Source organism: Nocardiopsis sp. iso_25 (assembly GCF_056173305.1).
Genome location: NZ_CM149667.1, coordinates 3,709,981 through 3,736,443 on the forward strand (window position 1 = coordinate 3,709,981; position 26,463 = coordinate 3,736,443).

Below are 26,463 nucleotides of genomic sequence, written 5' to 3' on the forward strand. Positions count from 1 at the left end.
CGCGCGGAGACCGGCCGGTGCCAGAATGTGGGTCCCGGCCGGTCCGGAGGCGTCGGCGGCCGGGCCATGAGGCGCGGCGTCCTCCCCCCGGGAGGACGCCGGGCGGCGGCGCGAACCGGAGGAGGCAGATGTCGGAGAACGGGGCGGGCGCCCATCGGCACCCGACGATGGCCGACGTGGCCGCGCACCTGGGGGTCTCGCGGCAGCTGGTCTCGCTGGTGCTGGGCGACCGCCCGGGCCCGAGCGCGCGGACCCGGGAGCGGGTCCTGCGCGCCGCCGAGGAGCTGGGGTACCGGGCCGACACCGCCGCACGGCTGCTGCGCCGGGCGCGCAGCCGCCAGGTGGGCGTGCTCTTCGGTCTGGAGTACCCGATGGACGCCCACCTGGTCGAGGAGCTCTACCCGGCCGCCGCCGAACTCGGGTACGGCGTGGTGCTGAGCGCGATGGCCAGCACGCGCAGCGAACGCGAGGCGATCGACGAACTGGTGGGGCTGCGCTGCGAGGCGCTGATCCTGATCGGCCTGTCCGCGGAGGCCCCCGCGGACCTGGCGCGGGTCGCCGAACGGGTTCCCGTGGTGGAGATCGGCCAGCGCACCGGCGCGGAGGGAACCGACAGCGTGGGCACGGACGACGCCGTGGGCGTGGGCCAGGCCGTCGGGCACCTGGTGGAGCTGGGCCACCGGGACATCGTGCACGTCGACGGCGGCGGGCTCCCGGGGGCCGGTGAGCGCTCGCGGGGCTACGCCGAGGCGATGCGCGGGTACGGCCTGGGCGGGCGCGTCGAGGTCCTGCCGGGGGACTACTCCGAGGAGGCGGGCGCGCGGGCGGCGCGGGTGCTCCTGGCACGGGAGGCCCTGCCCACGGCCGTGGTCGCGGCCAACGACCTGTGCGCGTTCGGGCTGCTGGCGACCCTGGTCCGCGCCGGGGTGGGCGTGCCCGGGGACGTCTCGGTGGTGGGCTACGACGACAGCCGGACCGCCCGGCTGTCCTTCCTCCAGCTCACGTCGGTGCGCCAGGACGCGGCGCGCATGGCGCGGCTCGCGGTGGAGTCCGCGTCCGAGCGCCTGGACGGCGGGCGCACCGAGAGCAGGCACCTGCTGCTGGAGCCCTCCCTGACGGTGCGCGGCAGCACCGCTCCCCCGCGCTGAGGCCCCTCCGGCCCGGGACGCCCGTGGCCGGTGGTTCGCTCCGGTACCCGCGCGGCGGCGGGGCACGGCCCGGCGCGCGAGGCCTGTGGGCGGGGTGACCGCGTTCCTCCACGGCAGCGGGTGCTGCCGTGGCGCGTGCGACCGGTGGTCCGCAGCGTTCCCGCGGGTGGGCGCACCGTTAAGAGCCACATCACACGCGCGGACGGTTGGCACAGGTCCGGAAAAGTCCGACACTGGATTTGGCACGTGCCAAATCACCCTCCGCTGTCATCCGGCCCCGCCGGGCCCCGGGAAGCCCGCAACCCCGCGGCCCGCCGCGCCCGGTGCCCGTGAACCCCGACCGACCCTTCGAAGGGGACCCACCCATGCCTCTGGCCCTGCTCGCCCTCGCCGTCGGCGCGTTCGCCATCGGCACCACCGAGTTCGTGATCATGGGACTGCTGCCCGAGGTCGCCGCCGACCTCGACGTGTCGGTTCCGACCGCCGGATACCTCATCTCCGCCTACGCCCTGGGCGTGGTGGTCGGCGCCCCGCTGCTCACCGCGCTGAGCACGCGGCTGCCCCGCAAGACGGCCCTGCTGGTCTTCATGGGGCTCTTCCTGGCGGGCAACCTCGCCACCGTCCTGGCCCCGTCCTTCGGCGCCGTGTTCGCCTCGCGGGTCCTGGCCGGGCTGCCCCACGGCGCCTACCTGGGGGTGGGCTCGCTGGTCGCGGCGCACCTGGCCGGTCCGGGTCGGCGGGCCACGGGCGTCTCGCGGATGTTCCTCGGCCTGACCGTGGCCAACATTGTCGGCGTGCCCGCGGGCACCTTCCTGGGCCAGGCGATGGGCTGGCACGCGGCGTTCCTGGTCGTGGCCGGGATCGCCCTGCTCGCCGTGCTCGGCGTCGCGGCGTTCGTGCCGCACCAGCCCGCGGCCGCCGGTACGGGCCTGCGCCACGAGATGCGCGAACTGGGCCGCTCCCAGGTCGTCCTGGGCCTGGTCACGGCGGTCTTCGGGTTCGCCGGGGTGTTCGCCGTCTACAGCTACGTCTCGCCGATGATGACGGAGCTGGCGGGCATGTCCGCGTCCGGCGTGCCGATCGTCCTGGCGTTGTTCGGCACCGGCATGACCCTGGGTTCGCTGATCGTGGGCCCCCTGGCCGACCGGGCGCTGCGCCCGACGATCTACGGGTCGCTGGCCGCGCTGGCGGTGGTGCTGGTGGTGTTCACGGTGACCGTGCACAACCCCTGGACGGCCGCGGTGACGGTGGTGGTCCTGGGCGCGGTGGGGTTCGGCGTGGCCACCCCGCTCCAGGTGCTGGTGATGAACAAGGCCGCCGAGGCGCCGACGATGGCGGCGGCCTCCAACCACTCGGCGTTCAACCTGGCCAACGCCGCCGGGGCCTGGCTGGGCGGGATCGGGATCAGCGCGGGTCTGGGGTACACCTCTCCGGCCGCGATCGGCGCGGTGCTGGCCGTAGTGGGCCTGGGCATCGCGGTGTTCGCGGGCGCCCTGGACCGCCCGGGGCGGCGGCGCGACCGCGGGGACCGGGCGGTGGCGGCCCCGGAGCCCAGCGCCCTGCACTGAGCCCGGGACCGGGAGGAAGCCCCGTTCCCGGGCCTTCGGCCGGACGTGTCCTCGGGCCGGGAACGGGGCGGCGCAGGACCTCGACGAAGGTCCACGCCGTCCGGGCCCGGCCGTCCGCCTATGCCACCCGGACGAACCCGATGAGGGTCGACTCGGCGAACTCCAGTTCCTCCCAGCCGAACTCGCTCTGGCCGAGGACGGTGGCGGGCGTGCAGCTGATCAGCGACCAGGGGGACTCCGCACCGGGGCGTCCGGGGACCTCCTCCCGCACCCCCGTGCACGCGATCTCGCCGTCCACGAGGTAGGTGACCACGCCGGTGCCGTTGTACCCGATGGGGGTCTCCACCCGTTCGCTCCCCGTCTCCAGCAGCCCCGCCGTCTCCATGGCGCGGTCGCAGGACATCTCCCACGCCTCCGCGCGCACCCGCCACGTACGGCCGTAGAGGCCGATCTCCCCGCAGGCGGGCGCGTGGAGCACCTCCAGGCGTCCGCCGCCGGACTCCTGCCCCTGTTGGGGGTCGGCCACCTCCACGGGGCCGCCGACCCCGGTGAAGTCGGCCCGCACCCGCCACAGGGCTCCGGCGTACTCCATCCGCACCGGGCCGCCCCGCTCGTCGACCTCCACGGAGCCCTCCGCGTCCTCCTCGACCACCTCGCCGTCCACCACGAGCCGGGACGTGAGCGGACCGGTGTACACCCGGCCGCCCTCCTCCCCGGCTCCGCCCGCCTCCAGCTCCTCCGACTCCGCCATGGCGCGCAGGGGGCCGGTGACCAGCTCGGGCCCCAGGTCATCGGCGGTGGCCTCCCACGCGGGGTCCACCGGGTCGGAGGCCTCGCCCTCCGCCAGGGCGGGCCCGTACACGTACAGCCGTCCGCCGCTGTCGGCGGCCGCGACGGACCCCTGCCCCATCACCTCGCCGCTGGCCAGGAAGACGTCGCGGTCGGCCGCGTAGCGGTACTCGACGGTGGCCGTGCTCTCCTCCAGCACCGCCTCGACCGCCTGGCCTGTCCGCGCGGCGACCTCCTCGGCGTGCGCGTCGCTGAAGCGGCGCTCGACCCCGACCACGAACCCGCCGCCCTCCTCCAGGGTGGTCGCGGCGGCGGTGACGGCCTCCGCGGGGGCACCGCCGACCCGGTCGTAGACCACGTACCCGCCGGTCGCGAGCCCGGCGGCGACCAGCACGCCCGCACCGGCCACCGCCGCCTTGGACCCGGCCAGGGCGCTGAGGGCGCCGCCGGTAGTCCCCGCCGCCGTGGTTCCTCCGGTCGCGGCCCCCGCCGCCCCGCCGGTACCGGCCGCGGCCCCGCCCGCGCCCGTACCGGTCCCAGCACCCCCCAGCGCGCCGGCGGTGATCCCGGCCGCGGAGAGCACGCCCACGGCGGTCGCCCACGCGGCGGGGTCGTGCCCCGCGGAGTCGACCCCGCGCCAGTAGCCGCGCAGCAGGGCGCGCAGGGTCTCGGCGGCCGGGACCGGGCCGCCGCGTCCGCTCAGGCCGACCTCCTCGGGTTCGGGCAGCAGGGCGCGCATGAGCTCGACCGCGCGCGGGCGCCGCGCGGGGTCGGTGGCCAGGGCGGCCTCCACCAGCGGCAGGACGTCGTCGGGCACGCCCGCCAGGTCGTGCCGTCCGGCGGTGACCCGCTGACGCAGTTGTTCGGGGGTGCCGCGGCCGAAGGGTTCGCGCCCGGTGGCCGCGAGCGCCACCAGGGCGCCCCAGGCGAACACGTCGGCGGCCGGGTCGGCGGCCGGGTCGGCGGCCGCGCCGGTGTAGCGTTCGGGCGCCACCCAGCCGGGGGTGCCGCAGGAGGCGCCCAGGTCGTTCGCGCGCCGGGTGCCGACGGCGGTGGCGATGCCGAAGTCGACGATCTTGGGCCCGTCCGGGGACAGGATGACGTTGCCGGGTTTGATGTCGCGGTGCGCGATCCCGGCGGAGTGCAGAGCGGCCAGGCCCTCGGCGGTGCCCGACGCGAACGCGCGCAGCATCTCCCCCTCCAGGGGACCGAGGGCGCGCACGTGGGCGCGCAGGTTCCGGCCGGGGACGTAGTCGAAGGCGAGCCAGGGCACGCGCGCCGTGGTGTCGGCGTCGTACAGCCGCGCGGTGCTCACGCCCCGGGCGCGGGCCAGCATGTCCACCTCGCGGGCGAAGGCCTCGCGGTGGCCGCGCCCGCGCGCGAAGCGGGCGTGCACGGTCTTGACGGCCACACACCGCCCGCCGCCGTCGATTCCGCCGTAGACGGCGCCCATGCCGCCCGCGCCGATCCGCCCCACGATCCGGTAGGGGCCGAGCGTTCGCGGGTCGTCCTTCTCCAGGGGCTTGAGGCCGGGCGGGAGGCCGGTGTCGCGGGGCGGCGGGGGAACGGGGGCGGGCGTGACGGTCATGGGGGCCTTCTCGTGCGGCGGAGGACGGCGCCCTCCGTACACCCGTGGGACGCGCGATCGTCCCCGGGTGTTCGCGCCCCCTGCCCGGCGGAAGGAGTGGACGAGGGAGGGGCCGGGACCGCTCTCGCGGACCCGGCCCCGTGCCCGGCTCTCCCCGGCGGCTAACCGCGCGGGGGCAGTGTGCGGCTGCGGCCCCGGAACTCGGCGACGACCTCCTCGCCCCGGCGCACCGTGACGTCGTACAGACCGCTGCGGCCGAACAGCGCCCGCTCCCTCGCGGTGGCCACCAGCACGTCGCCCTCCTTCGCCGGGGCCACGAAGGTCACGTCCGCCCCGGAGGCCACGGTCACCCCTCCCCCGTCCACGTTGCACGCGCACGCGAACGCGGTGTCGGCCAGGGTGAACACGAACCCGCCGTGGGCGATCCCGTGCCCGTTGAGCATCAGCGGCCCCACGGTCATCTCCACGACCGCCAGCCCGTCGCTGGCCTCGACCAGGCGCATCCCCAGGTTCTTGGACGCCATGTCCGCCTCGAACATCCGCCAGGCGGTCTCGTTGCGCGCGCTCACGCGTCGTAGTCCACGGTCACGGCGTCGGTCTCGGGCAGCGCCTGGCAGGACAGCGCGTACCCCGCCTTCACCTCGGCCTCGGTGAGCGCGTAGTTGCGCAGCATCCGCACCTCTCCCTCGCACACCATCACCCGGCAGGTGCCGCACACCCCGCCCTTGCAGGCGAAGGGCAGGTCGGGCCGGTAACGCTGCGCGGCGTCCAGCACGGGCACCCCTCGCGGCAGCGTCAGGGTGGTGGTGCGCCCGTCCAGCACGAGGGTCACCTCGCTGGCGGGCCCCTCCACTCCGGGCTCCTCGTGGCGCGCCTGGGGCGGCGGCTCCGCGCCCTCCACGAAGAACAGCTCCTGGTGGATCCGCTCCCCCGGCACGCCCCGGCCCGTGAGCACCTCCTGGGCGTCGGTGACCATGCCGTACGGTCCGCACAGCCACCAGTGGTCGACGGCGTCCGCGGCCACGACCGTGTCCAGCAGCGCCTCCAGCTTGGCGCCGTCCAGGCGCCCGGTGAACAGCTCGGCCTCGCGCGGCTCGCGGGAGAGCACGTGCACCAGCTCGAAGCGCGTTCCGAAGGCGTCCTTGAGGTCGGCGATCTCGTCGGCGAACATCACCGTGTCGCTGCGGCGGTTGCCGTAGAGCAGGGTGACGCGCGAGTCGGTGCGGCGCAGCAGCGAGGAGGCCATGGACAGCACCGGGGTGATGCCCGAACCGGCGGCGACCATGACGTGGCGTGCGGCGGTGTCCAGGTCGGGGACGAACCGGCCGGTGGGCGCGCCCACCTCCACCTCGTCGCCGGGGCGCACCTCGTTGACCAGCCAGTTGGAGAACAGGCCGCCCGAGACCAGGCGCACGCCCACGCGGGGAGCCTGGCCGACGGGGGCGCACACGGAGTAGCTGCGGCGCTCCTCCACGCCGTCCACCTCCCGGCGCAGGGTCAGCGACTGCCCGGGGGCGAACGCGTACTCCTCGGCCAGGTGGTCGGGGACGTCGAAGGTGACGGCGACGGCGTCGTCGCACAGGCGCTCGACGGCGGCCACGCGCAGCCGGTGGAACGCGCCCCGGCGGCGCGCGGCCGCGGGCGCGGTCTCGGTGACGGGTGTGGTCACGGTCAGATCTCCTTGACGTGCTCGAACGGTTCGAGGCAGGACCGGCATCGGTGCAGGGACCTGCAGGAGGTCGCCCCGAAGCGGGACAGCTCCTCGGTCCGGCCGGACCCGCACAGCGGGCAGCGCGGGGCGGTGCGGGTGGGCAGCAGGGTCAGCGGCACCGGTCCGGCGGCCCGCGCGGGCGCGCCGCCCGGCGGGGAGATGCCGTTCTCGGCGAGCTTGCGCCTGCCCTCGGCGGTGATCCAGTCGGTGGTCCAGGGCGGGGAGAGCTCGGTGCGCACCTCGACCCGGTCGAACCCGGCGGCGCGCACGGCGCGGTCCACGTCCGCGCGCATCTCGGCCAGGGCCGGGCAGCCCGAGTAGGTGGGGGTGATCCACACCGCGGCCGTCCCGTCGCCCTCGACCTCCACGCGGCGCAGGATGCCGAGGTCGGCCAGGGTGAGCATGGGCAGCTCGGGGTCGGTGACCGCGGCGGCGGCGCGCTCGGCGCGCTCGCGTGTGGTGGTCACCATGTCGCCTCCGGGTGCTCGCGGGCCACCTTCTGGAGTTCGTCCAGCAGGGGGGCCAGTTCGGCGGTGTGCTGTCCCCGGCGTCCGGCCAGGGCCGACGCGGGGAAGGGCCCGGGGGCGTCCAGGCTCGCGGTGGTGAGCACCCGGGCCAGGACGGCGTGCACCTCCTCGCGCACGGTGGCAGGGTCCACGCCCACGCCCTGCCGGGCCATGCGGGCCTCGACGGGGTGGGTGGCGAACAGCTCGCCGGTGAGCGGCCACACCTGGGCGACGGCGGCGGTCATGCGCTCGCGGGAGTAGGGGGTGCCGTCGCCCAGGCGCAGGGCCCAGGAGACCGCGTACTCGCGGTGGTAGGCCAGCTCGTTGACCGCCTTGGCCGCGACGGCGGCCAGCACGGGGTCGCGGCTGTCGGCCAGGCGGGCGAACACGGCCAGGCGGGCGCTGGAGAGCGTCAGCAGGGTGACGACGGCGCGGGCGAAGTCGCCGCGGGGCGCCTCGGCCAGGTGGACGTTGCGGAACTCGGCGGGGCCGCGCCGGTAGGCGAAGGCGTCCTCGTCGCGTCCGGTGCCGTCGGCCTGTCCGGCGCGGGCCAGCAGCAGGCGGGCCTGGCCGAGCAGGTCCAGGGCGATGTTGGCCAGCGCCACCTCCTCCTCCAGCTCGGGGGCGTCGGTCACCCAGTGGACGAGCCGCTGGGCCTGGACGAGCGCGTCGTCGCCGAGCATCTGGCAGTACAGCGCCAGGTCGGCTCCGTCGATCCCCTCGGGCAGGGTGGTGTCCACCCCGGCGAGGGCGTCGGTGAAGCCGGTGCCGAAGGCCCAGCGGGTGTCGCCGCCGTGCTCCTCGCTCAGGGCCGAGTAGATGTGGTCGCCACTCAATGTCGTTTCCTTTGGCCTCGTGTGCGCCGGTCGTGCCGCCGCCCTAGATGTGCGGGACGTCCTCGGGGATGGGGTAGAACGTCGGGTGGCGGTAGACCTTGTCCCCGCTGGGCGCGAAGTAGGGGTCCTTCTCGTCGGGGCTGGAGGCGGCGATGTGCTCGGCGCGCACCACCCAGATGCTCACGCCCTCGTTGCGGCGGGTGTAGAGGTTGCGGGCGTTGTGCAGGGCCATGTGGTCGTCGGGGGCGTGCAGCGAGCCCACGTGGACGTGGTTGAGGCCGCGCTTGCCGCGCACGAAGACCTCGTAGAGCGGCCACTCGGGGCGGGCCGCTCCGGAACCGGCCGTGCTGTCGTCGCTCATACCGCTGCCTCCTCGGCGCTGGTGTGCTTGCGGGCGTAGGCGGTGGCGGCCTCGCGCACCCACGCGCCCTTCTCGTGGGCGGCCCGGCGGCGCTGGACGCGCTCGGCGTTCTTGGGCCCGGCGCCGGAGACGACCTGCTTGAACTCCACCCAGTCGGGCTCGCCGAAGTCGTGGTGGCCGCGCTCGGCGTTCCAGACCAGCTCGGGGTCGGGCAGGGTGACGCCGAGTTTCTCGGCCTGGGGGACGGTCATGTCCACGAACTTCTGGCGCAGGTCGTCGTTGGTGTCGCGCTTGATGCCCCAGGCCATGGACTGCTGCGTGTTGGGCGAGTCGGCGTCGGGCGGACCGAACATCATCAGCGACGGCCACCACCAGCGGTCGACGGCGTCCTGGACCATGGCCCGCTGCTCGGGGGTGCCCTCCATCATGCGCATGAGCAGTTCGTAGCCCTGGCGCTGGTGGAAGGACTCCTCCTTGCAGATGCGCACCATGGCGCGGGCGTAGGGGCCGAAGGAGCTGCGGCACAGCGGGACCTGGTTGCAGATCGCGGCTCCGTCCACGAGCCAGCCGATGACGCCCACGTCGGCGAAGGTCAGCGACGGGTAGTTGAAGATCGAGGAGTACTTCTGGCGGCCCTCGATGAGGCGCTCGGTCAGGTCGGCGCGGTCCACGCCCAGGGTCTCGGCGGCGGCGTACAGGTACAGCCCGTGTCCGGCCTCGTCCTGGACCTTGGCCAGCAGGATGGCCTTGCGCCGCAGGCTGGGCGCGGAGGCGATCCAGTCGCCCTCGGGCTGCATGCCGATGATCTCCGAGTGCGCGTGCTGGGAGACCTGGCGCACGAGCGTCCTGCGGTAGCCCTCGGGCATCCAGTCGCGCGGCTCGATGCGCTGGTCGGCGGCGATCCTGGCGTCGAACTCGGCCTGGAGGAGTTCGGCGTCGGGAGACGCCTCCCGGACCGTCTGGGTGCTCACTGGTTCCTCACCTCATTCATAACCGAACGTTCGGTCAGTAATTAGTATCCCCGGATTCCCCCGCCCGGGCAAGTCCGCCGGGCGGGGAAACCGCCAGCTCAGCTCCCGGAGAAGGTCGGCTTCTCCTTGGCCAGGAACGCGCGGACCGCTCCGACGTGGTCGGCGGTCTGTCCCAGCTGGTTCTGGAGCTCGGCCTCCTCCTCCAGCAGTTCGGGCAGCTCGCGCCCGCCCACGGCGGCCGAGCGCACCTCGCGCTTGGCCGCAACGAACGCGCTGGTGGGCCCGGAGGCCAGGCCCGTAGCCACGGCGCGGGCGCGCGCCTCCCAGGCGTCGTCGTCCACGACCTCGGTGACCAGGCCCAGCTCCAGGGCGCGCCCGGCGTCCACGACCGTGCCCAGCAGCATCAGCTCCATGGCCCGGGCCTGGCCCAGCGAGGCCACCAGGCGCGAGGCCAGCCCGGAGTCCGAGGCCAGGCCGATCCCGGTGAAGGCGGTGCCGAACCTGGCCCGGCGGGCCGCGATCCGCACGTCCCCGGCCAGGGCGAAGCCCAGTCCCGCGCCCACGCAGGCGCCGCCGATGCCGACCACGACCGGCACCTGGACCTCCTCCAGGGCCAGCACGATGGGGTTGTAGTGCTCGCGCACGGTCTCCAGCGCCTCCTGGGGGCGCTCCTCCAGGATCCGCGCGTGCTCGACCAGGTTCTGGCCCAGGCAGAAGGCCTTGTCCGAGCCCAGCAGCAGCACCGCGCGGGCGGTGGTGGACTCCGCCGCCCGACGCAGCGCCGCCAGCAGTTGCTCCTTGACCCGCCGGGTCAGGGCGGGCGTGTTCAGCCGCACCGTGGCCAGCCCGTCGGCCTCGGTGAACTCCGCGTCCGCGGGCGCCTGTCTAGCCGCCGTGTCCTCACTCAACGCTCTACTCCCCCTCGTCCCAGGTGTGGAAGCCCTGTCCGCTCTTGCGGCCCAGCCTTCCCTCGGCGACCATACGGCGCAGCAGTTCCGGAGGTGCGAACCGGTCCCCCAGTTCGGCGGCCAGGTACTCGGCGATGGCCAGGCGCACGTCCAGCCCCACCAGGTCGGTCAGGCGCAGCGGCCCCATGGGGTGGCGGTAGCCCAGCTCCATGGCGGTGTCGATGTCGGCGGGCGAGGCCACGCCCTCCTCGACCATCCGGATGGCCTCCAGACCCAGCATGACGCCCAGGCGGCTGGTGGCGAACCCGGGCGCGTCGCGGACCACGACCTCGGTCTTGCCCAGGGCGGCGACCCAGGCGCGCGCCGAGGCCAGGACGGCCTCGTCGGTCTCGGGGGCCACGACCAGCTCCACGAGCTTGGAGGCGGGGACGGGGTTGAAGAAGTGGGTGCCAAGGAAGCGCGCGGGGCGCTTGAGGGCGGCGGCCAGCTCGGTGACCGACAGCGAACTGGTGTTGGAGGCCAGGACGGTGTCCTCGCCCACCGCGGCCTCGGCGGCGGTGAGCACGGCGATCTTCAGTTCGGGCCTCTCCGGCACGGCCTCCACGACCAGACCGGCGTCGGCCGGGATGTCGGCGGGGGTGGTGACCGTGTGCAGCCGGGCCAGGTAGGCGTCCGGTTCGGCGTCGATCTTCCCGCGCTGGCGAGCTTTGTCCAGCCCGGCAGCCACGCGGGCGCGACCGGCCTCGGCGGCCTCGGCGGTGGCCTCGACCAGCACCACGTCGGCGCCGCGGGTGAGGAACTGCTGGACGATCCCGGCGCCCATGGTGCCGCCGCCGACGACGGCGACGGTGGCGGGAACGCCCGGTGCGGCGCCGTCTGCCTGCTCGGTGGTGCTCAACGCTTCTTCCTCTCCAGGAAACGGGTCATGCGCTCGTGCTTGTCGGCGCTCTCGAACAGCACGGCCTGCGTCAGGTCGTCGGCGAGCGGGTGGGGCCCGTCGGCGTCCAGGAGCATCTTGGTCATGCGCAGGGCCAGCGCGGAGGAGGCGGCCATGCGGTCGATCAGGGCGTGGGCGCGTTCGCGCAGCTCCCCGGAGGGGACGATCTCGGCGACCAGGCCGTGGCGCAGCGCGGCCTCGGCGTCCAGGCGGTAGCCGCCCAGCAGCACCTGCTTGGCCACCGAGGCGCCGACCAGTTCCCGCAGCCGCCAGCACGCGCCCGCGCCGGCGATGATGCCCAGGCCCGGCTCGGGCTGGGCGAACACGGCGGTGGGGGTGGCGATGCGGATGTCGCAGGCGTAGGACAGTTCGGCGCCGCCGCCCAGGGCGTAGCCGTCCACGGCCGCCACGGTGGGCGCCCGGAGGCGGTGCAGGCGTTCGAACAGGCGGCTGTTGATCCCGGCCAGCGCCTCCTCCCGGCCGCGTTCGCGCAGCTCGGAGATGTCGGCGCCGCCCGCGAACACGGTGCCGTGCCCGGTCAGGAGCAGGGGCCTGGGTTCGGCCTCGATCCGCTCGCACACCCGGTGCAGCTCGGCGATCATCGTCGCGTTGATGGCGTTGCGGGCCTCGGGGCGGTGGAGCTGGACCACCACGCGGTCCTCGCGCCACTCCACGTCCAGGGTGGTGAAGTCCCCGGCGTCCCGCTGCGCGGCGGACCCGTCGGCGCTCACGGGCGCTCCACCAGCAGGGCGACGCCCTGGCCCACGCCCACGCACAGGGTGGCCAGGCCGCGGGCGGCGTCCTCGCGCTCCATGCGGTTGAGCAGGGTGACCAGGATGCGGGCGCCGGAGCTGCCCAGCGGGTGGCCCAGGGCGATGGCGCCGCCGTCGGCGTTGACGCGCTCCTCCTCCAGCTTGAGCTGGCGCATCACGGCCAGGGACTGGGCGGCGAAGGCCTCGTTGAGCTCCACGGCGCCGACCCCGTCCAGGTCCCACCCGGCGCGGCCGAGCGCCTTGCGGGTGGCCGGGACCGGACCCAGGCCCATGACCTGCGGGTCCACCCCGGCCGAGGCGGAGGCGACCACGCGGGCGCGGGGGGTCAGGCCGTAGCGGCGCACGGCCTCGGCACCGGCCAGCACCAGCGCGGAGGCCCCGTCGGAGAGGGAGGAGGAGTTGCCCGCGGTGACGATGCCGCCCTCGCGGAAGACCGGACGCAGCCCGACCAGGCTCTCCATGCTGGAGCCGGGGCGCGGTCCCTCGTCGGCGGTGACCTCGCTGCTCTGGCCCTTGCGTCCGCGCACGGTGACGGGGACGGTCTCGGCCTCGAAGCGGCCCGCCTCGGCGGCGGCGACCGCGCGCTCGTGGCTGCGCAGCGCGAAGGCGTCGCACTCCTCGCGGGTGAGTCCCTCCAGGAGCGCGACCTCCTCGGCGGTCTCGCCCATGGACAGGGTGTAGCGCAGGTCGTCGGGGCCCGCGTCGGCGGGCGCATCGGCGTCGGCCGCGGCGAAGCGCGGGTTGGTGAAGCGCCAGCCCAGGGAGGTGTCGGCGACCTCGCCCGGCTTGGCCCAGGGGGTTCCGGGCTTGGCCATCACCCAGGGGGCGCGGGTCATCGACTCCACACCGCCCGCGACCACCACGTCGGCCTCGCCCGCGCGGATGGCCTGCGCGGCGGAGGCGACGGCGGTCAGGCCGCTGGCGCACAGCCGGTTGACGGTGTAGCCGGGCACGCTCGGGTCGAGTCCGGCCAGCAGCGCCGCCATGCGCGCGACGTTGCGGTTGTCCTCGCCCGCCTGGTTGGCGGCGCCCAGGACCACCTCGTCCACGGCCTCGCCCGGCACGCCCGCGCGGCGGACCGCCTCGGCCACCGCCGTGGCGGCCAGGTCGTCGGGGCGCACCGCTGCCAGGGCGCCGCCGTAGCGGCCCTGCGGGGTTCGCACCCCGTCGACCAAGTAGACCTCGCTCACGTGCGGCCTCCCGTGGTAAAGACGGTGGTCGGGGCCACCGTCGCCTGTGAAATCATCGACACTTCTCCTTGACACGGCTGCCCGGAGACTGCGTTAATGCATTAGTAACCGAACGTTCGGTCAGTAAGCAAGTCGGTCCGATCCGCGACGGACCGCACCGCCACGAGATCAGCGCACCCGCCCACCCCACCCAGGCGCCCGCGCCCCGGCGGGTCCCGCGCACAGTACACGGAGAGGCCCATGGCAATCCACGACACCACCACGCTGTCGGCCGGAGCCACCGCCCGCCTGGGACGGGCGCCCGAGCCCGGGATCCTGGACCCGGCCGAGCGCATGAGTGTCGACGAGCTGCGCGCCCTGCAGCTCAAGCGCCTCCGGTGGACCCTGGAGCACGCCTACGCCAACGTGCCCCTGTACCGCCGCAAGTTCGACGAGGCCGGGGTGCGCCCCGAGGACCTGCGCGAACTGGCGGACCTGCGCCACTTCCCGCACACCACCAAGGCCGACCTGCGCGACAACTACCCCTTCGGGATGTTCGCCGTCCCCCAGGAGCGGGTCAGCCGCATCCACGCCTCCAGCGGGACCACCGGCCGCCCCACCGTCGTGGGCTACACCCGCGAGGACATCGACACCTGGGCCGAGGTGGTGGCCCGCTCCATCCGCGCCGCGGGCGGACGGCCCGGGCACAAGGTGCACGTCTCCTACGGCTACGGGCTCTTCACCGGCGGGCTGGGCGCCCACTACGGCGCCGAGAGGCTCGGCTGCACGGTCATCCCCGCCTCGGGCGGGCAGACGGCCAAGCAGGTGCAGCTCATCCAGGACTTCGAGCCCGACATCATCATGGTCACCCCCAGCTACATGCTGACACTGATGGACGAGTTCGAGCATCAGGGAATCGACCCGCGTACGACCTCGCTCAAGGTCGGGATCTTCGGCGCCGAGCCCTGGACCGAGAAGATGCGCACCGAGATCGAGGAGCGCTTCGACATCCACGCCGTGGACATCTACGGCCTGTCCGAGGTGATGGGCCCGGGCGTGGCCAACGAGTGCGTGGAGACCAAGGACGGCCTGCACGTGTGGGAGGACCACTTCTACCCCGAGGTGCTCGACCCCGTCACCCAGGACGTGCTGCCCGACGGGTCCAACGGCGAACTGGTCTTCACCTCGCTGACCAAGCAGGCCATGCCGGTGATCCGCTACCGCACCCGCGACCTGACCACGCTGCGCCCGGGCACGGCCCGGCCCATGCGGCGCATGGACAAGGTGACCGGCCGCAGCGACGACATGATCATCCTGCGCGGCGTGAACGTCTTCCCGACCCAGATCGAGGAGATCGTGCTGGGCCTGGACGGGCTGGCCCCGCACTTCCAGCTGGTGCTGACCAAGGAGGGCCGCCTGGACCGCATGGCGGTGCGCATCGAGGCGGCCCCGGACTGCACCGCCGAGCGGCGCGTGGTCCTGAGCGAGCAGATCGTGGCGACGGTCAAGGACAAGGTCGGCGTGAGCGTGACCGTGGACGTGGTCGACCCCGAGCAGATCGAGCGCTCGGTGGGCAAGTTCCGCCGCATCATCGACCAGCGTCCCAAGGAGTGACGGGACGCGCATGACGCACGGCCGCCGCGTCAGCGCACACGCCTCAAGAAACGGCTGTCGCCGACCGGCTGGCTGTGGACCCGCGAGGAGACCCCGGCCTTCCTGTGAACCGCTCCGCCAGAGTTCGTCGCGCGGTTCGGAAGAGGCCGGGACGAAACCTGGTGGCCAGGTCGGGGGTTTCGTGGCCGGATCGCGCCAGTTCCGCGCGCTGGCGCCGAAGGCCGGGTTAGCTTGGCGCTGTCGCTCACCCCCTTCCCCGAGGAGACGGTCATGGGCAAGCACGGCAACCAGGACCAGGACGGACACCAGCCGGGGCGGCCGGTCCCGCCGCCCACCCCCGACAGCGGCGGCAGCGGCGGAGGCCGCCACGAACGCGACGAGGACGACAGGTAGTGCACGCCGACCCGCGGACCCGCCTGGCCGGACTCTTCCCTCCCCCGTGGCGGGCGGAGGCCGGCCGGGTGCCCCGCGACCGGTTCGTGCCCGACACCGTGTGGGTCGCCGACGGAGGCGAGCCAGTACCGGTGGACCGCCGCGAGGAGCCGGAACGCTGGCTGGAGCTGTGCCACGAGAACCGGCCGCTGGTCACCCAGCTCGACGACGGCGCCGGTTCCGGACGCGGCTACATCACCTCCTCGGCCTCGCAGCCGTCGATCGTGGGCCAGATGCTGGAGTCCCTCGACCTTCGACCGGGCCACCGCGTGCTGGAAATCGGCACGGGCACGGGCTGGAACGCCGCCCTGCTGGCCGAGCGCGCGGGAGCGGAGAACGTCACCACCGTGGAGATCGACCCCGCTCTCGCCGACCGGGCCCGGGAGGTCCTCATCGGTTCCGGGTGTCCAGTCGCGGTGGTCACGGGCGACGGCGTCCTGGGGTGTCCCGGGCGCGGCCCCTACGACCGGGTGCTGTCCACCGCAGCCGTGCAGCGGGTTCCGTACGCGTGGGTGGAGCAGACCCGGCCCGGCGGCCTGATCCTGACCCCGTGGGGGACGACGTTCGACAACGGGGTGCTGGCCGGGCTGACCGTGGCCGCCGACGGCACGGCGTCCGGACGATTCACGGGCGACGCCGCGTTCATGTGGGTACGGTCGCAGCGGCGGCCGCACGCGGTGGTCGAGGACGAGGTGCGCGCCGAGCACGACCACGACGAGGGCACGACCTTCCTGCACCCCTACGAGCCGATCGCGGACCCCGACGCCCGGTTCGCGATCGGCCTGGCTCTGGCTCCGGGGGCGAGCGACGTGCTGGTCTTCGACGACGACGATCCGGACCGGCCGTACACGGTGTACCTACTGGCACCGGAGTCGGGGTCGTGGGCGTCGTGGCGGGTGGAGCCGGGGACGCGGGAGTACGCGGTGCGCCAGCACGGGCCGCGCGAGCTGTTCGTCGAGGTGGAGCGGGCGTACAGGAGGTGGGTGGCGGCCGGTCGGCCCGCCCGCGGGCGTTTCGGGCTCACTGTCACCCCGGAGGGCCAGACGGTGTGGCTGGACGAACCCGAGCGGGTGTTCACCGCCGAGGGCGGGACCTGAGCCCCGGTGCCGGAGCGGCGCCTCAGGAGGCGTCGGCGCCCCCGTGCAGCAGGCAGAACTCGTTGCCCTCGGGGTCGGCCAGCACCGTCCACCGGGCTTCCTCGGGCTGGCCCACGTCCACCTTCACCGCGCCCAGTCCCAGCAGCCTCTCCAGTTCCTGGGCCACCGTCAGTCCGTCCGTGACGCACAGGTCCAGGTGCAGGCGGTTCTTGACGCTCTTGCGCTCGGGCACGGCGAACACGTCGACCCCCAGGTCCGCCCCCTCGTGCGGAGCGAGACCGAACCCGTCCTCGGCCTCCTCCACGATCGGCCAGTCCAGCACACGGCTCCAGAACGCGGCCACGGCCTCGGCGTCGAGCGCGTCGATGGCGATCGCGCGGATACGGCTTCCCATGCCCGCACTCTACGGGCTAACACCGACGAGCCGCACCCGCGGCCCGTCAGCGCGTCGCGACGGCGTGCGCGAGGACGTCGTAGCCGTCGGTGGTGCGCTCCAGGTCCGCGCCCAGCGAGCGCACCCACGCGTCGAGCCGGTCCTGGACCGCCCGGCCGTCGCGGTCGTCGTCCACGGTCAGCTCGACCTCCAGGAACACGCCCACGCCGTGCAGCTCGTCCACGCACACGGTGATCCCGCCCGCCCGGCCGACCCGGCGGGTCTTGACGATGCGCAGGGCCGGGACGTAGCCGAACTGGAGGAGGACCCGGTGCATCTGCTCCCGGTCGGCGACCGCGGTCTCGTGCTCCACGTACTCCAGGGGGTTGGCGGCCGGGGTCTTGGCGGTGAGGACGTGCTCGCCGTCCTGGGTGCGCAGCCGGGCGAAGGCGCGCCCCGCCTTGGGCATGCCGAACTCCCACCCGGGCGGGGCGTAGGCCTGGTCGTCCTGCTCGGCGGGCGCGGAGAGGGCCACCCCGGCGGCTTCGAGGGCGGCCAGGAGCGCGGCGGGGTCGGCGACGCGGTACTTGGCCTCGATCTCACGCATGCGTGTGCTCCTGGGCAGAGTGGTACGGGAGTTGCACAGGAGCCTACCGAGGGTGAGGACCGCCCCCGCACGACCGCTTCCCCGGCCCCTCCCCCGCGATCGACCGGGAGGCCGGGGGCCGCCGCGAAGGCCCAGGTCGCCGGGGTGCGCGAAAACCCTGGTCGCGTCCGGCATGCACGACCCCGCACCGGGCAGAGGGTAAAGACAGTCCCCCTGAACGGTGTGCTCCGTCCCATGTGCGGGCCGGTGGCACCGTCCGCGGACCGGGGGACCGCGCCGTGCGGCGCGCGGCGCGGCGCGCCACGCCCCCTGAAGGAGTACACCGGGTGGACGAGACAGTCGGCAGGGCGGGCTCGGGAGGAATGATCGAGGACTACCTGGCCCTGCGTCGCCACAGGTGGTGGCAGCGCGAGGCGCGAAGGCCCCAGGACGCCGTGATGGGCCGGGACTGGACGATCGCTCCGGCGGACGAGGAGACCGAGGTCCCCGTGTCGTCGCTGGTGGTGGAGATGTCCGACCAGGAGGCGTGGTACTGGGGGTTCCGCGCTCCGGACAGCCTGCCCACGAACATGCGCTGGAGGGTGACCGTGCCCTACTCCCTGCCCGGGGGGCACCGGGGACGGACCGCCGTGCAGGTGCTGCTCACCATGGGCAGCAGGGCCGAACTGATGACACCGCTGCACCCGGCGACCGCGCCGCTGGACGTCCCGGTGGAGCGGATCGTGACCGACACCGACGTGCCCGCCGAGGAGCTGCCGGGGATGTGGCTGAGCGTGGCGCTGCTGGGCGGAGCGGACGCGCGGGGGTTTCGCGCGCTGTCCTGAACCCGCGCCGCCGGGTCCGGTGGCCCGGCGGCGCGGCGGGTCAGCCCTCCAGGTCCGTGCGGCCGTCGGCGTCCACCCGGCTGCTCTGGGCGGTCCAGGCGCGGGCCTGCTCGCTGATCGTGCAGCCCAGGCCCGGCCGGGCCGGAACGAGCATGCGCCCGCCCGCGGTCTCCAGGCGCTCCTCGAACAGGGGCTGGAGCCAGTCGAAGTGCTCCACCCAGGGGTCGAGTTCGTAGGCCGCGGCCAGGTGCAGGTGGATCTCCATGGCGAAGTGCGGCGCCATCCGCACCCCGGCCCTGCGCCCCTGGGCCATGACGTCCAGGAACGGGGTGATGCCCCCGACCCGCGGCGCGTCCGGCTGCATGAAGCCCACGGCCCCGGCCTGGATCAGCGCCTCGTGCTCGGCGGGGCTGGTGAGCATCTCGCCGGTGGCGATGGGCGTGGCCAGCTCGCGCGCCAGGTCCGCGTGGCCCCGGACGTCGTAGGCGTCCAGCGGCTCCTCGATCCAGACCAGGTCGAACCGGTCCAGGAGGCGGCCCATGCGCGCGGCCGAGCCCCGGTTCCACTGCTGGTTGGCGTCGACCATGAGCGGGAAGTCGCCCAGTTCCTCGCGCACGGCCTCCACGCGGGCCAGGTCCACCCGGTGGTCGGGGTGGCCGACCTTGATCTTGATGCCGCCGATGCCCGCGGCGCGGGCGGCCCGGGTGTTGTCCAGCACCTCCTCCAGCGGCGCGGACAGGAACCCGCCGGAGGTGTTGTAGCAGTCGACCGCGTCGCGGTGCGCGCCCAGGAGCTTGGCCAGCGGGAGCCCGGCCCGTTTGGCCTTGAGGTCCCACAGGGCGATGTCCATCGCGGCGATGGCCTGGGTGGCCAGTCCGCTGCGCCCCACGGAGGCCCCGGCCCACACCAGGCGGGTCCACAGGCGCTGGATGTCGCTGGGGTCCTCGCCGATCAGCTCGGGGGCCACCTCGCGGGCGTGGGCGTACTGGCCCGGGCCTCCGGCGCGTTTGGAGTAGGTGAAGCCGACGCCTTCGAGCCCCTGCTCGGTGGTGATCTCGGCGAAGAGCATCGACACCGAGGTGAGCGGCTTCTGGCGCCCGGTGAGCACCTTGGCGTCGCTGATGGGGGTGGCCAGGGGCAGGTCCACGCGGGACAGCGTCACCGAGGCGATGGCGTCGGTGGCGGTGCCCCCCGCGGCGCCGGTGCGGGCGTCGCCCCGCGGCTCGGCGGGTGTGTTCATGGGGTCTCCGGAGAAGAGGTGGGACGGGGGGTTCAGCGCACCATCGCGGGGCGCTTGGGGTCGAAGGTCCAGTCGGGGACGATGTGCCGCATGGCAGCGGCGTCGTCGCGTGCGCCCAGGCCGTGCTCCAGGTACAGCTCGTGCGCGGCGGCCAGGGCGTCGCGGTCCAGCTCCACGCCCAGGCCGGGGGCGGTGGGCACGGTGACGGCGCCGTCCTCGATCCGGAAGGGCCTGCGGGTCAGGGCCTGGCCGTCCTGCCAGATCCAGTGGGTGTCCAGGGCGGTGATGTCGCCGGGGGCGGCTGCCCCCACGTGGGTGAACATCGCCAGGGAGATGTCGAAGTGGTTGTTGGAGTGCGAGCCCCAGGTCAGGCCGAAGTCCTCGCACAGCTGGGCCACGCGCACCGAGCCGCGCATGGTCCAGAAGTGCGGGTCGGCCAGCGGGATGTCCACCGCGTTGACGCGCACGCTGTGCGCCATCTGGCGCCAGTCAGTGGCGATCATGTTGGTGGCGGTGCGCAGACCGGTGGCCCGCCGGAACTCCGCCATGACCTCGCGTGCGGAGTAGCCGCCCTCGGCGCCGCAGGGGTCCTCGGCGTAGGCCAGGACGCCGTGCAGGTCGGAGCAGAGCGCGGTCGCCTCGGCCAGCGACCAGGCGCCGTTGGGGTCGATGGTGACGCGGGCGTCGGGGAAGCGCGCGGCCAGGGCGCGGACCGCGGCGGCCTCCTCCTCGCCCGCCAGCACCCCGCCCTTGAGCTTGAAGTCGCGGAAGCCGTAGCGGCTCCGGGCGGCCTCGGCCAGGGCGACGACGGCCTCGGGGGTGAGCGCGGGCTCGGTGCGCAGGCGCTCCCAGTCGTCGGCGGGCTCCTTCGCCTCGGGGTAGGGCAGCGGTGTGCGGTGGCGGTCGCCGACGTAGAACAGGTAGCCCAGCATGGGCACCCGCTCGCGTCGGCGTCCCTCGCCGAGCAGGTCGCAGACCGGCACGCCCAGGTGCTGGCCCAGCAGGTCGAGCAGGGCCGACTCCAGGGCGGTGACCGCGTGCACGGTGGTGCGCAGGTCGAAGGTCTGCTCGCCCCGCCCACCCCGGTCGCGGTCGGCGAAGGCGTCCTGGACGCGGCGCAGCAGGGGGTTGAGTTCGGCGACGGGGCGTCCGACGAGCAGTTCGGCGGCGTCGGCGATGGTGGCGCGGATGGGCTCGCCGCCGGGGACCTCGCCCAGGCCGGTGCGTCCCTCGCTGTCGGTGAGGATGGCGATGTTGCGGGTGAAGAAGGGGCCGTGTGCGCCGCTGAGGTTGAGCAGCATGCTGTCGCGTCCGGCCACCGGCACCACGTCGACGGAGGCGATGGTGGGCGTGCTCATGCGTGGTCTCCTCCGGGCACGACGGTGCCCTCGACTCGTCGGTTCAGCCGCCAGGGGTTGTCCCGGCGCAGTGCGGGCGGCAGCAGGGCGTCGGGCACGTCCTGGTAGCTGACCGGCCGCAGGAACCGGTGCAGGGCCAGGCTGCCCACCGAGGTGCCCCGGCCGTCGGAGGTGGCGGGGAAGGGACCGCCGTGCACCATCGCGTGGGTCACCTCCACCCCCGTGGGCCAGCCCCCGAACAGGACGCGGCCCGCGCGGCGCTCCAGCACCGGCAGCAGGGCGCGCGCCGCCGCCAGGTCGTCGGCGTCGCCGGCGTCGGCGTGCAGGGTGGCGGTGAGCTGGCCCTCCATCCCCTCCAGCGCGGCGGGCAGCGCGGCGGCGTCGGGGTAGCGCACCACCGTGCCCGCGGCGCCGAAGACCTCCTCGCTCAGGCGCGGGTCGGCCGTGAGATCGGCCAGGGACACCTCGGCCAGGGCGGGGGCCGGCGCGTTGGGGCCCTGCCCCTCACCGCCCCTGGCCAGCGGCGTGACCTCCGAACGCCCCTCCAACGCCTCCACCCCGTCACGGAAGGCCGCGGCGATGGGCGCGGTGAGCATCGTCTGGCCGGTGGCGCCGGCCACCAGCCGCGCGGCGGCCTCCACGAACCGGTCCCCGTCCGGGGTGGAGGGGACGAACACCAGCCCGGGGTTGGTGCAGAACTGCCCCGATCCCAGGGTGAGGGAGGCGACGTAGGCCGCGGCCAGGTCCTGGGCTCCCTGCCCGGCGAGCGCGCCGGGCAGCACGAACACGGGGTTGACCGAGGACATCTCGGCGAAGACCGGGATCGGCTCGGGGCGCTCGGCCGCCACCCGCATCAGGGCCAGTCCGCCGCCCCGCGACCCGGTGAAGGCCACGGCCTTCACGCGCGGGTCGGCGACCAGCTCCTGTCCGATGCCGTTGCCCTCCCCGAACAGCAGGGAGAACACGCCGCCGGGCAGGCCGCTCTGGCGCACCGCGTCGGCCACGGCGCGCCCCACGAGTGCGGCGGTGCCGGGGTGGGCGTTGTGGCCCTTGACGATCACCGGGCACCCGGCGGCCAGGGCCGCCGCCGTGTCTCCTCCGGCGGTGGAGAAGGCCAGGGGGAAGTTGCTCGCGCCGAAGACCACCACGGGGCCGACGGGGATGTGCGCCAGGCGCAGGTCGGGGCGGGGCTGGGGGGTGCGGTCGGGCAGCGCCGGGTCGATGCGGGCGCCCAGGGCGTCGCCCTGGGCCACCACGTCGGCGAACATGCGCAGCTGGCCGGTGGTGCGGGCCCGCTCCCCCGTCAGGCGCTGGCGCGGCAGGCCGCTCTCGCGCGCCGCCCGGTCCACGAGCGCGTCGCCCAGGGCGTCGATGTTGTCCGCGACGCGGCGCAGGAAGGCGGCGCGTTCGGCCGGCGACTGGGCGCGGAAGGCGTCCAGGGCCTGCTCGGCGGCGCGGGTGGCCTCCTGGATCTGGGCGGAGTCCACCAGGCCCACGGGCTCGCCGAACTCCTCCCCCGTGGCGGGGTCGGTCGCGCGCAGGGTCCCGGCCCCGCCCTCGACGGGGGCGCAGGCCACCAGCGGCCCGAGGACGTCCGTGGCCGTGCCCGTGTCCGTGTCCTTGGGGTCCGGAGTGTGCTCGGCCATTCAGGCAACCTTTCCGACCAGCGCGGCCAGCTCGTCGCGCTCGGTCCGGTCGAGTGCGGTCAGGGGTGGCCGGACGGGTCCGCCGTGGCGCCCCGCGGCGTCGAGCCCGGCCTTGACGATGGAGACCGCGTAGCCGCGCATGCGGTCGCGGATGTCCAGGTAGGGGATGACGAAGTCGTTGAGCTTGCGGTACACCGACTCCCTGTCGCGGGCCTGCACGTCGGCGTAGAAGCCCAGGGCGAACTCGGGCGCGAAGTTGTACATCGCGGAGGAGTAGGTGCTCACCCCCAGCTCCAGCAGGGGCAGGGCGAAGGTCTCGGCGGTGGGCAGGCCGCCGATGTAGACCAGCCGGTCTCCGACCCGGGCGTAGATGCGGGTCATCGCCTCGATGTCGCCGACGCCGTCCTTGAAGCCGATGAGGTTGGGGTTGCGCTCGGCCAGTTCGGCGACTGAGCGGTCGTCGAGCACGGCGTTGGCGCGGCTGTAGACGACCACGCCCAGGTCGGTGGCCCGGCAGACCGCGCTGACGTGCTCGACCAGGCCGGGCTGCCCGGCCTCGGTGAGGTAGGGCGGCATGAGGAGGATGCCGTCCGCGCCCGCCTCCTGGGCGGCGCGGGCCTGCAGGGCGGCGGCCGCGGTGCCGCCGGTGGCCGGGGCGAGCACCGGGACCCGGCCCCCGACCTCGTCGACCGCCGTGCGCACCACGCGGTCGATCTCGGCCGGGGTGAGGGAGAAGCCCTCGCCGGTGCCCCCGGCGGCGAACAGCCCGGCCACGTCGTGGCCGGCCTGCCAGGCCAGGTGTTCCCGGTAGCGCCCCTCGTCGAAGGCCAGGTCGGCGTCGAAGTGGGTCACGGGGAAGGACAGGAGCCCTGACCTGAGCCGTCCGGCCAGGTCGTCTGGGTGCATCGCGTTCACGTGTCGTCCTCGGTTCTGCGGCTCGGGCCCCGGGGGTGGCGGGCCCGCACGGTGTTGCCGCTACCGTACGGAGCGTCGTTCGATGCTGTCCAAGATTCCTTGGGCATCAACTGATACCCGCCGGGTATCAGGAGCCTGCGCCGTCGGCGGCGGGCCAGGCCTGGAGCACCCGCGGCACGACGGGGTTGGGCGAGTCGTGGGTCCAGATGAGGTGGAGTTCGACGGGGTTCTCGGGCAGCCCCTCCAGTTCGCGGTAGGCCACCCCCGCCACGCCCAGACCGGTCGCCGATGCGGGCACGAAGGCGACCCCGCGCCCGGCGGCCACGAGCCAGACCATGGTCATGACCTGGCTGACCGTGTGCACCACGTTCTGGTGGGCGATGGGCAGCAGCCCGACCACGAGGTCGTAGAAGTAGCGGGCCTTGATCGGCGAGTGCATGATCAGCGGCACGTCCACCAGGTCCTCGGCGGACAGCGGGCCCGCGCGGCGCGCCAGCGGGTGGGCCTCGGGCACCGCGACCAGCAGCCGCTCGCGGAGCTGGACCCGCGTCCCGAACAGGTCGGTGTCCAGGGGCGGCCGGGCCAGGCCCATGTCGATCTCGCCCGACAGCAGGGCCGCGGCCTGTTCCTTGGTGACCATCTCGAACAGCTCGACGGTGATCTCCGGAAGCTGCCTCTCCACGGAGTTGATCATGTCCCCGAGCAGGCCGTAGGAGGAGGCCGCAGTGAAGCCGATCCGCAGCGTGCCCCGCGACCCCTGGGAGATGCGCCGCGCCAGGTCCGGCGCGCTCTCGGCCAGGGACAGCAGGCGCCGGGCCTCGATCAGGAAGGCCTGCCCGGCCGCGGTCAGGACCACGTGGCGCCGGTCGCGCTCCAGCAGGCGCACGCCGACGGCGCGTTCGAGCTTCTGGATCTGGCGGCTGAGCGGGGGCTGGGTCATGGACAGCCGCTCCGCGGCCCGCCCGAAGTGGAGTTCCTCGGCGACGGCGACGAAACCGCGCAGCTGGTCGAAAGAGAACATGATGCACGGAAGGTATCAGCTTATGCCGTATTCGACTTGGACATGCATGATCGCGTGTTCCTATGCTGCCACTCACCGAAGTACGTGACCGCATTCACACAGAACCCTCCGACGTGTGCGGACGGCGGCCACAAGAAAGGCGAGGAACCATGACCCATATGCCGCACAGGAGCCGCGCCCGCCTGGGCGCGGCCTCGGTCCTCGCAGCGGGGCTCACCGTGTCGTTGGCGGCCTGCGGCGGGAACCTGTCCGGCGGGGGCTCCGCCGAGGGCGAGTTCCCCCAGGGGCCGATCACCGTGATGGTCGGACAGGACCCGGGCGGCAGCACCGACCTCATCGCCCGCGCGCTGGCCGACGGGGCGCAGGAGGGGCTCGGCGTCGCGCTCCCGGTCGTCAACACCCCCGGCGCCAACGGCGCCCTGGCCGCCAACGAACTCGCCTCCCAGGAGCCCGACGGCCAGAACCTGCTCGTCATCAACGCCTCCCTCACCGCGATCACCCCCCTGGCGGTCTCGGAGGAGGAGGCGGTCGACATCGCCGACTACGAGGTCGTCACCGGTGTCTCGCGCGACGACTACGTGCTCGTCACCGCGGCCTCCTCCGACTACGACACCCTCCAGGACCTCGTGGACTCCGGCGACGAGGTCGACTACGGCACCACCGGGGTGGGCACCGGCAGCCAGCTGTCCCAGGCGCTGCTGTTCGAGCAGGCCGGGATCTCGGGCACCCCCGTCCCCTTCGACGGCGGCTCCCCCACCCTGACCGCCGTCCTGGGCGAGCAGGTGGACGTGGCCTCGGTCCAGCTCGGCGAGGCGATCGCGCAGATCGAGGCCGGTGAGATCACCCCCCTGGCCACCTTCGCCGAGGAGCGCAACCAGTACCTGTCCGACGTCCCCAGCGCGGTCGAGGCCGGGTACGACGTGCGGGTCTCGCAGTACCGGGCCGTGGTAGCCCCCCAGGGCACGCCCGAGGAGGTCGTGGAGCGGCTGCGCACGGCGTTCACCGAGGTCTTCGCCAGCGACGCCTACCTGGAGTTCAACGAGAACAACCTGCTCACCCCGCACGAACTGGAGCCCGCCGAGCTGACCGAGGAGTGGTCCTCCTTCGCGCAGGAGTACGCCTCCATGGTGGAGGAGTACGGCATCGACATGGGCGAGGGCCGGTGAGCGCGCCCCGCACCCGGCGCGCGCAGGGGTCCGCGTCCGCCGCAGGGGAGCCCATCGCCAGAGAACCCACCACGCGGGAGAACGCCGGGCGGGAGAGCGCTGTGCGAGAGGACGGCGTTCGGGAGGACGGCGCGCGGAAGAGCGGGACTCGGGAAAGCGGGACGGCGCGGGTCACAGCGGAGCGGGACGCAGCGGAGCGGGACGCAGCGCCCACGGGCCCGGAATCCGGCGCGGAGCGGGCCGGTCCGGAGGAAGCCGTTGCGGGGAGGTCCGGTCCGGAGCGGAACGTTCAGAAGGGAGCGATGCCGGAGGGAGCCGTTCCGGAGGGAGCCGTTCCGGAGGGAACCGTCCCAGGGCAGAACGTTCCGGAGGGGGCCGAGCCGCAGGAGGCCCAGTCGCAGGGGGCCCAGTCGCAGGAGGCCGCGCCCGACCCGGAGGACGACGAGGAACCGCCGAAGCCCCTGGGCCCCTGGGCCAACACCGCGGTGGCCCTGACCGTCATCGCCCTGGGCGCGGCCGGGATCGCCGGATCCTGGGCGCTCGGCCCGGGCACCCCCGCCGACCCCGGCTCGGGCACCTGGCCCCTGCTCGTCAGCGTGGCGATCGCCGCGCTGGGCGTGGCCCTGCTGGGACTGGCCCGCCGCACCGCCGACACCGAGGTCTTCTCCGCCTCCTCCTGGAAGGTGCTGGCCGGGGTCGCCACCATGGTCGGCTTCGTCTCCGTGGTCGGCGTGATCGGTTTCGAGATCCCCTCCGCGCTCCTGGCCTTCGTGTGGCTGCGCTTCCTCGGGGGCGAGTCGTGGCGGCTGTCCGCCATCGCCTCGGTCCTGATCGTGGTCGCCTTCTACGTCGTCTTCGTCGGCCTGCTGGCCGTGCCGATCCCCCACCTCTTCTAGGACACAACG

At 74.2% G+C, this 26,463-nt stretch carries 26 protein-coding genes; 8 read left to right on the forward strand and 18 right to left on the reverse strand.

What is annotated here, in order from left to right:
- Positions 1–128 precede the first annotated feature (128 nt).
- Together AC0VX6_RS16115 and AC0VX6_RS16120 are read left to right on the forward strand one after the other, a co-directional pair.
- Positions 129–1,148 carry a LacI family DNA-binding transcriptional regulator gene (locus AC0VX6_RS16115; RefSeq protein WP_475464989.1) on the forward strand — a complete coding sequence of 340 codons (1,020 nt, stop codon included), beginning with the start codon at positions 129–131 and terminating at the stop codon, positions 1,146–1,148.
- A 365-nt stretch (positions 1,149–1,513) separates the two neighbouring features.
- Positions 1,514–2,716: an MFS transporter gene (locus AC0VX6_RS16120; RefSeq protein ID WP_274973520.1), complete on the forward strand. Its 1,203-nt coding sequence runs from the start codon at positions 1,514–1,516 to the stop codon at positions 2,714–2,716.
- A gap of 118 nt (positions 2,717–2,834) precedes the next feature.
- Here the strand turns inward: AC0VX6_RS16120 and AC0VX6_RS16125 are convergent, their stop codons facing one another.
- From AC0VX6_RS16125 to AC0VX6_RS16175, 11 genes are all read right to left on the reverse strand, one after another.
- Positions 2,835–5,093 (reverse strand): serine/threonine-protein kinase, encoded by a 2,259-nt coding sequence (locus tag AC0VX6_RS16125; protein ID WP_475464991.1) that lies wholly within the window; start codon positions 5,091–5,093, stop codon positions 2,835–2,837.
- Positions 5,094–5,254: 161 nt separating this feature from the next.
- Positions 5,255–5,662, reverse strand: coding sequence for a hydroxyphenylacetyl-CoA thioesterase PaaI (paaI, locus tag AC0VX6_RS16130; protein ID WP_013153503.1), 408 nt, complete (start codon positions 5,660–5,662; stop codon positions 5,255–5,257).
- Complete coding sequence (gene paaE, locus AC0VX6_RS16135) at positions 5,659–6,762, reverse strand: 1,2-phenylacetyl-CoA epoxidase subunit PaaE (RefSeq protein WP_475464993.1); 1,104 nt, start codon at positions 6,760–6,762, stop codon at positions 5,659–5,661. Before paaE ends, paaI begins: the two co-directional genes overlap by 4 nt.
- Before the next feature lie 2 nt (positions 6,763–6,764).
- Positions 6,765–7,274 carry a 1,2-phenylacetyl-CoA epoxidase subunit PaaD gene (gene paaD / locus AC0VX6_RS16140; RefSeq protein WP_475464995.1) on the reverse strand — a complete coding sequence of 170 codons (510 nt, stop codon included), beginning with the start codon at positions 7,272–7,274 and terminating at the stop codon, positions 6,765–6,767.
- A complete protein-coding gene (paaC, locus tag AC0VX6_RS16145; protein WP_274973524.1) occupies positions 7,268–8,146 on the reverse strand; it encodes a 1,2-phenylacetyl-CoA epoxidase subunit PaaC in 879 nt (292 codons plus the stop codon). The genes paaD and paaC overlap by 7 nt, the downstream gene beginning before the upstream one ends.
- A gap of 43 nt (positions 8,147–8,189) precedes the next feature.
- Positions 8,190–8,507, reverse strand: coding sequence for a 1,2-phenylacetyl-CoA epoxidase subunit PaaB (paaB, locus tag AC0VX6_RS16150; protein ID WP_061082429.1), 318 nt, complete (start codon positions 8,505–8,507; stop codon positions 8,190–8,192).
- Positions 8,504–9,478, reverse strand: a complete 975-nt coding sequence (paaA, locus tag AC0VX6_RS16155) for a 1,2-phenylacetyl-CoA epoxidase subunit PaaA (protein ID WP_475464997.1) — start codon at positions 9,476–9,478, stop codon at positions 8,504–8,506. The genes paaB and paaA overlap by 4 nt, the downstream gene beginning before the upstream one ends.
- 98 nt (positions 9,479–9,576) lie before the next feature.
- Positions 9,577–10,386 (reverse strand): enoyl-CoA hydratase/isomerase family protein, encoded by an 810-nt coding sequence (locus AC0VX6_RS16160; protein ID WP_274973526.1) that lies wholly within the window; start codon positions 10,384–10,386, stop codon positions 9,577–9,579.
- Positions 10,387–10,390: 4 nt separating this feature from the next.
- The gene (locus tag AC0VX6_RS16165; protein WP_475465000.1) at positions 10,391–11,284 is read right to left on the reverse strand and encodes a 3-hydroxyacyl-CoA dehydrogenase family protein; all 894 of its coding nucleotides are present in this window, start codon (positions 11,282–11,284) and stop codon (positions 10,391–10,393) included.
- Positions 11,281–12,054 (reverse strand): enoyl-CoA hydratase/isomerase family protein, encoded by a 774-nt coding sequence (locus AC0VX6_RS16170; protein WP_475465001.1) that lies wholly within the window; start codon positions 12,052–12,054, stop codon positions 11,281–11,283. Before AC0VX6_RS16170 ends, AC0VX6_RS16165 begins: the two co-directional genes overlap by 4 nt.
- Positions 12,051–13,286, reverse strand: a complete 1,236-nt coding sequence (locus AC0VX6_RS16175) for a thiolase family protein (protein ID WP_475465003.1) — start codon at positions 13,284–13,286, stop codon at positions 12,051–12,053. Before AC0VX6_RS16175 ends, AC0VX6_RS16170 begins: the two co-directional genes overlap by 4 nt.
- A 240-nt stretch (positions 13,287–13,526) precedes the next feature.
- Between AC0VX6_RS16175 and paaK the strand changes: the two genes are divergently transcribed.
- The 3 genes from paaK (at position 13,527) to AC0VX6_RS16190 (ending at position 16,408) form a co-directional block, all read left to right on the forward strand.
- Complete coding sequence (paaK, locus tag AC0VX6_RS16180; RefSeq protein ID WP_475465005.1) at positions 13,527–14,879, forward strand: phenylacetate--CoA ligase PaaK; 1,353 nt, start codon at positions 13,527–13,529, stop codon at positions 14,877–14,879.
- 231 nt (positions 14,880–15,110) lie between these two features.
- Positions 15,111–15,272 carry a hypothetical protein gene (locus AC0VX6_RS16185; RefSeq protein ID WP_475465007.1) on the forward strand — a complete coding sequence of 54 codons (162 nt, stop codon included), beginning with the start codon at positions 15,111–15,113 and terminating at the stop codon, positions 15,270–15,272.
- Positions 15,272–16,408 (forward strand): rRNA adenine N-6-methyltransferase family protein, encoded by a 1,137-nt coding sequence (locus AC0VX6_RS16190; protein ID WP_274973531.1) that lies wholly within the window; start codon positions 15,272–15,274, stop codon positions 16,406–16,408. The genes AC0VX6_RS16185 and AC0VX6_RS16190 overlap by 1 nt, the downstream gene beginning before the upstream one ends.
- A gap of 22 nt (positions 16,409–16,430) precedes the next feature.
- On the opposite strand, the gene AC0VX6_RS16195 is transcribed toward AC0VX6_RS16190, so the two are convergent.
- Both AC0VX6_RS16195 and AC0VX6_RS16200 read right to left on the reverse strand, forming a co-directional pair.
- Positions 16,431–16,802, reverse strand: coding sequence for a VOC family protein (locus tag AC0VX6_RS16195; RefSeq protein WP_475465009.1), 372 nt, complete (start codon positions 16,800–16,802; stop codon positions 16,431–16,433).
- A 46-nt stretch (positions 16,803–16,848) separates the two neighbouring features.
- Positions 16,849–17,388 (reverse strand): class IV adenylate cyclase, encoded by a 540-nt coding sequence (locus tag AC0VX6_RS16200; protein ID WP_274973533.1) that lies wholly within the window; start codon positions 17,386–17,388, stop codon positions 16,849–16,851.
- Positions 17,389–17,714: 326 nt separating this feature from the next.
- On the opposite strand from AC0VX6_RS16200, the gene AC0VX6_RS16205 reads away from it, so the two are divergent.
- A complete protein-coding gene (locus tag AC0VX6_RS16205; protein WP_274973534.1) occupies positions 17,715–18,212 on the forward strand; it encodes a hypothetical protein in 498 nt (165 codons plus the stop codon).
- A gap of 40 nt (positions 18,213–18,252) precedes the next feature.
- Here the strand turns inward: AC0VX6_RS16205 and AC0VX6_RS16210 are convergent, their stop codons facing one another.
- From AC0VX6_RS16210 to AC0VX6_RS16230, 5 genes are all read right to left on the reverse strand, one after another.
- A complete protein-coding gene (locus tag AC0VX6_RS16210) occupies positions 18,253–19,452 on the reverse strand; it encodes an L-talarate/galactarate dehydratase (protein ID WP_274973535.1) in 1,200 nt (399 codons plus the stop codon).
- A 32-nt stretch (positions 19,453–19,484) separates the two neighbouring features.
- Positions 19,485–20,810: an enolase C-terminal domain-like protein gene (locus AC0VX6_RS16215; RefSeq protein WP_274973536.1), complete on the reverse strand. Its 1,326-nt coding sequence runs from the start codon at positions 20,808–20,810 to the stop codon at positions 19,485–19,487.
- Positions 20,807–22,456, reverse strand: a complete 1,650-nt coding sequence (locus AC0VX6_RS16220; RefSeq protein ID WP_475465012.1) for an aldehyde dehydrogenase (NADP(+)) — start codon at positions 22,454–22,456, stop codon at positions 20,807–20,809. Before AC0VX6_RS16220 ends, AC0VX6_RS16215 begins: the two co-directional genes overlap by 4 nt.
- Positions 22,457–23,362 (reverse strand): 5-dehydro-4-deoxyglucarate dehydratase, encoded by a 906-nt coding sequence (gene kdgD, locus AC0VX6_RS16225; RefSeq protein WP_274978161.1) that lies wholly within the window; start codon positions 23,360–23,362, stop codon positions 22,457–22,459. It lies immediately after the preceding gene.
- A gap of 136 nt (positions 23,363–23,498) precedes the next feature.
- The gene (locus AC0VX6_RS16230; protein ID WP_274973538.1) at positions 23,499–24,392 is read right to left on the reverse strand and encodes a LysR family transcriptional regulator; all 894 of its coding nucleotides are present in this window, start codon (positions 24,390–24,392) and stop codon (positions 23,499–23,501) included.
- A gap of 158 nt (positions 24,393–24,550) precedes the next feature.
- Here AC0VX6_RS16230 and AC0VX6_RS16235 point away from each other — a divergent pair, with 158 nt between their 5' ends.
- Entirely contained in the window at positions 24,551–25,558 is a 1,008-nt protein-coding gene (locus tag AC0VX6_RS16235; RefSeq protein ID WP_274973539.1) for a Bug family tripartite tricarboxylate transporter substrate binding protein, read from the forward strand.
- A gap of 302 nt (positions 25,559–25,860) precedes the next feature.
- Entirely contained in the window at positions 25,861–26,454 is a 594-nt protein-coding gene (locus AC0VX6_RS16240; protein WP_475465013.1) for a tripartite tricarboxylate transporter TctB family protein, read from the forward strand.
- The last annotated feature ends 9 nt before the right edge of the window (positions 26,455–26,463 follow it).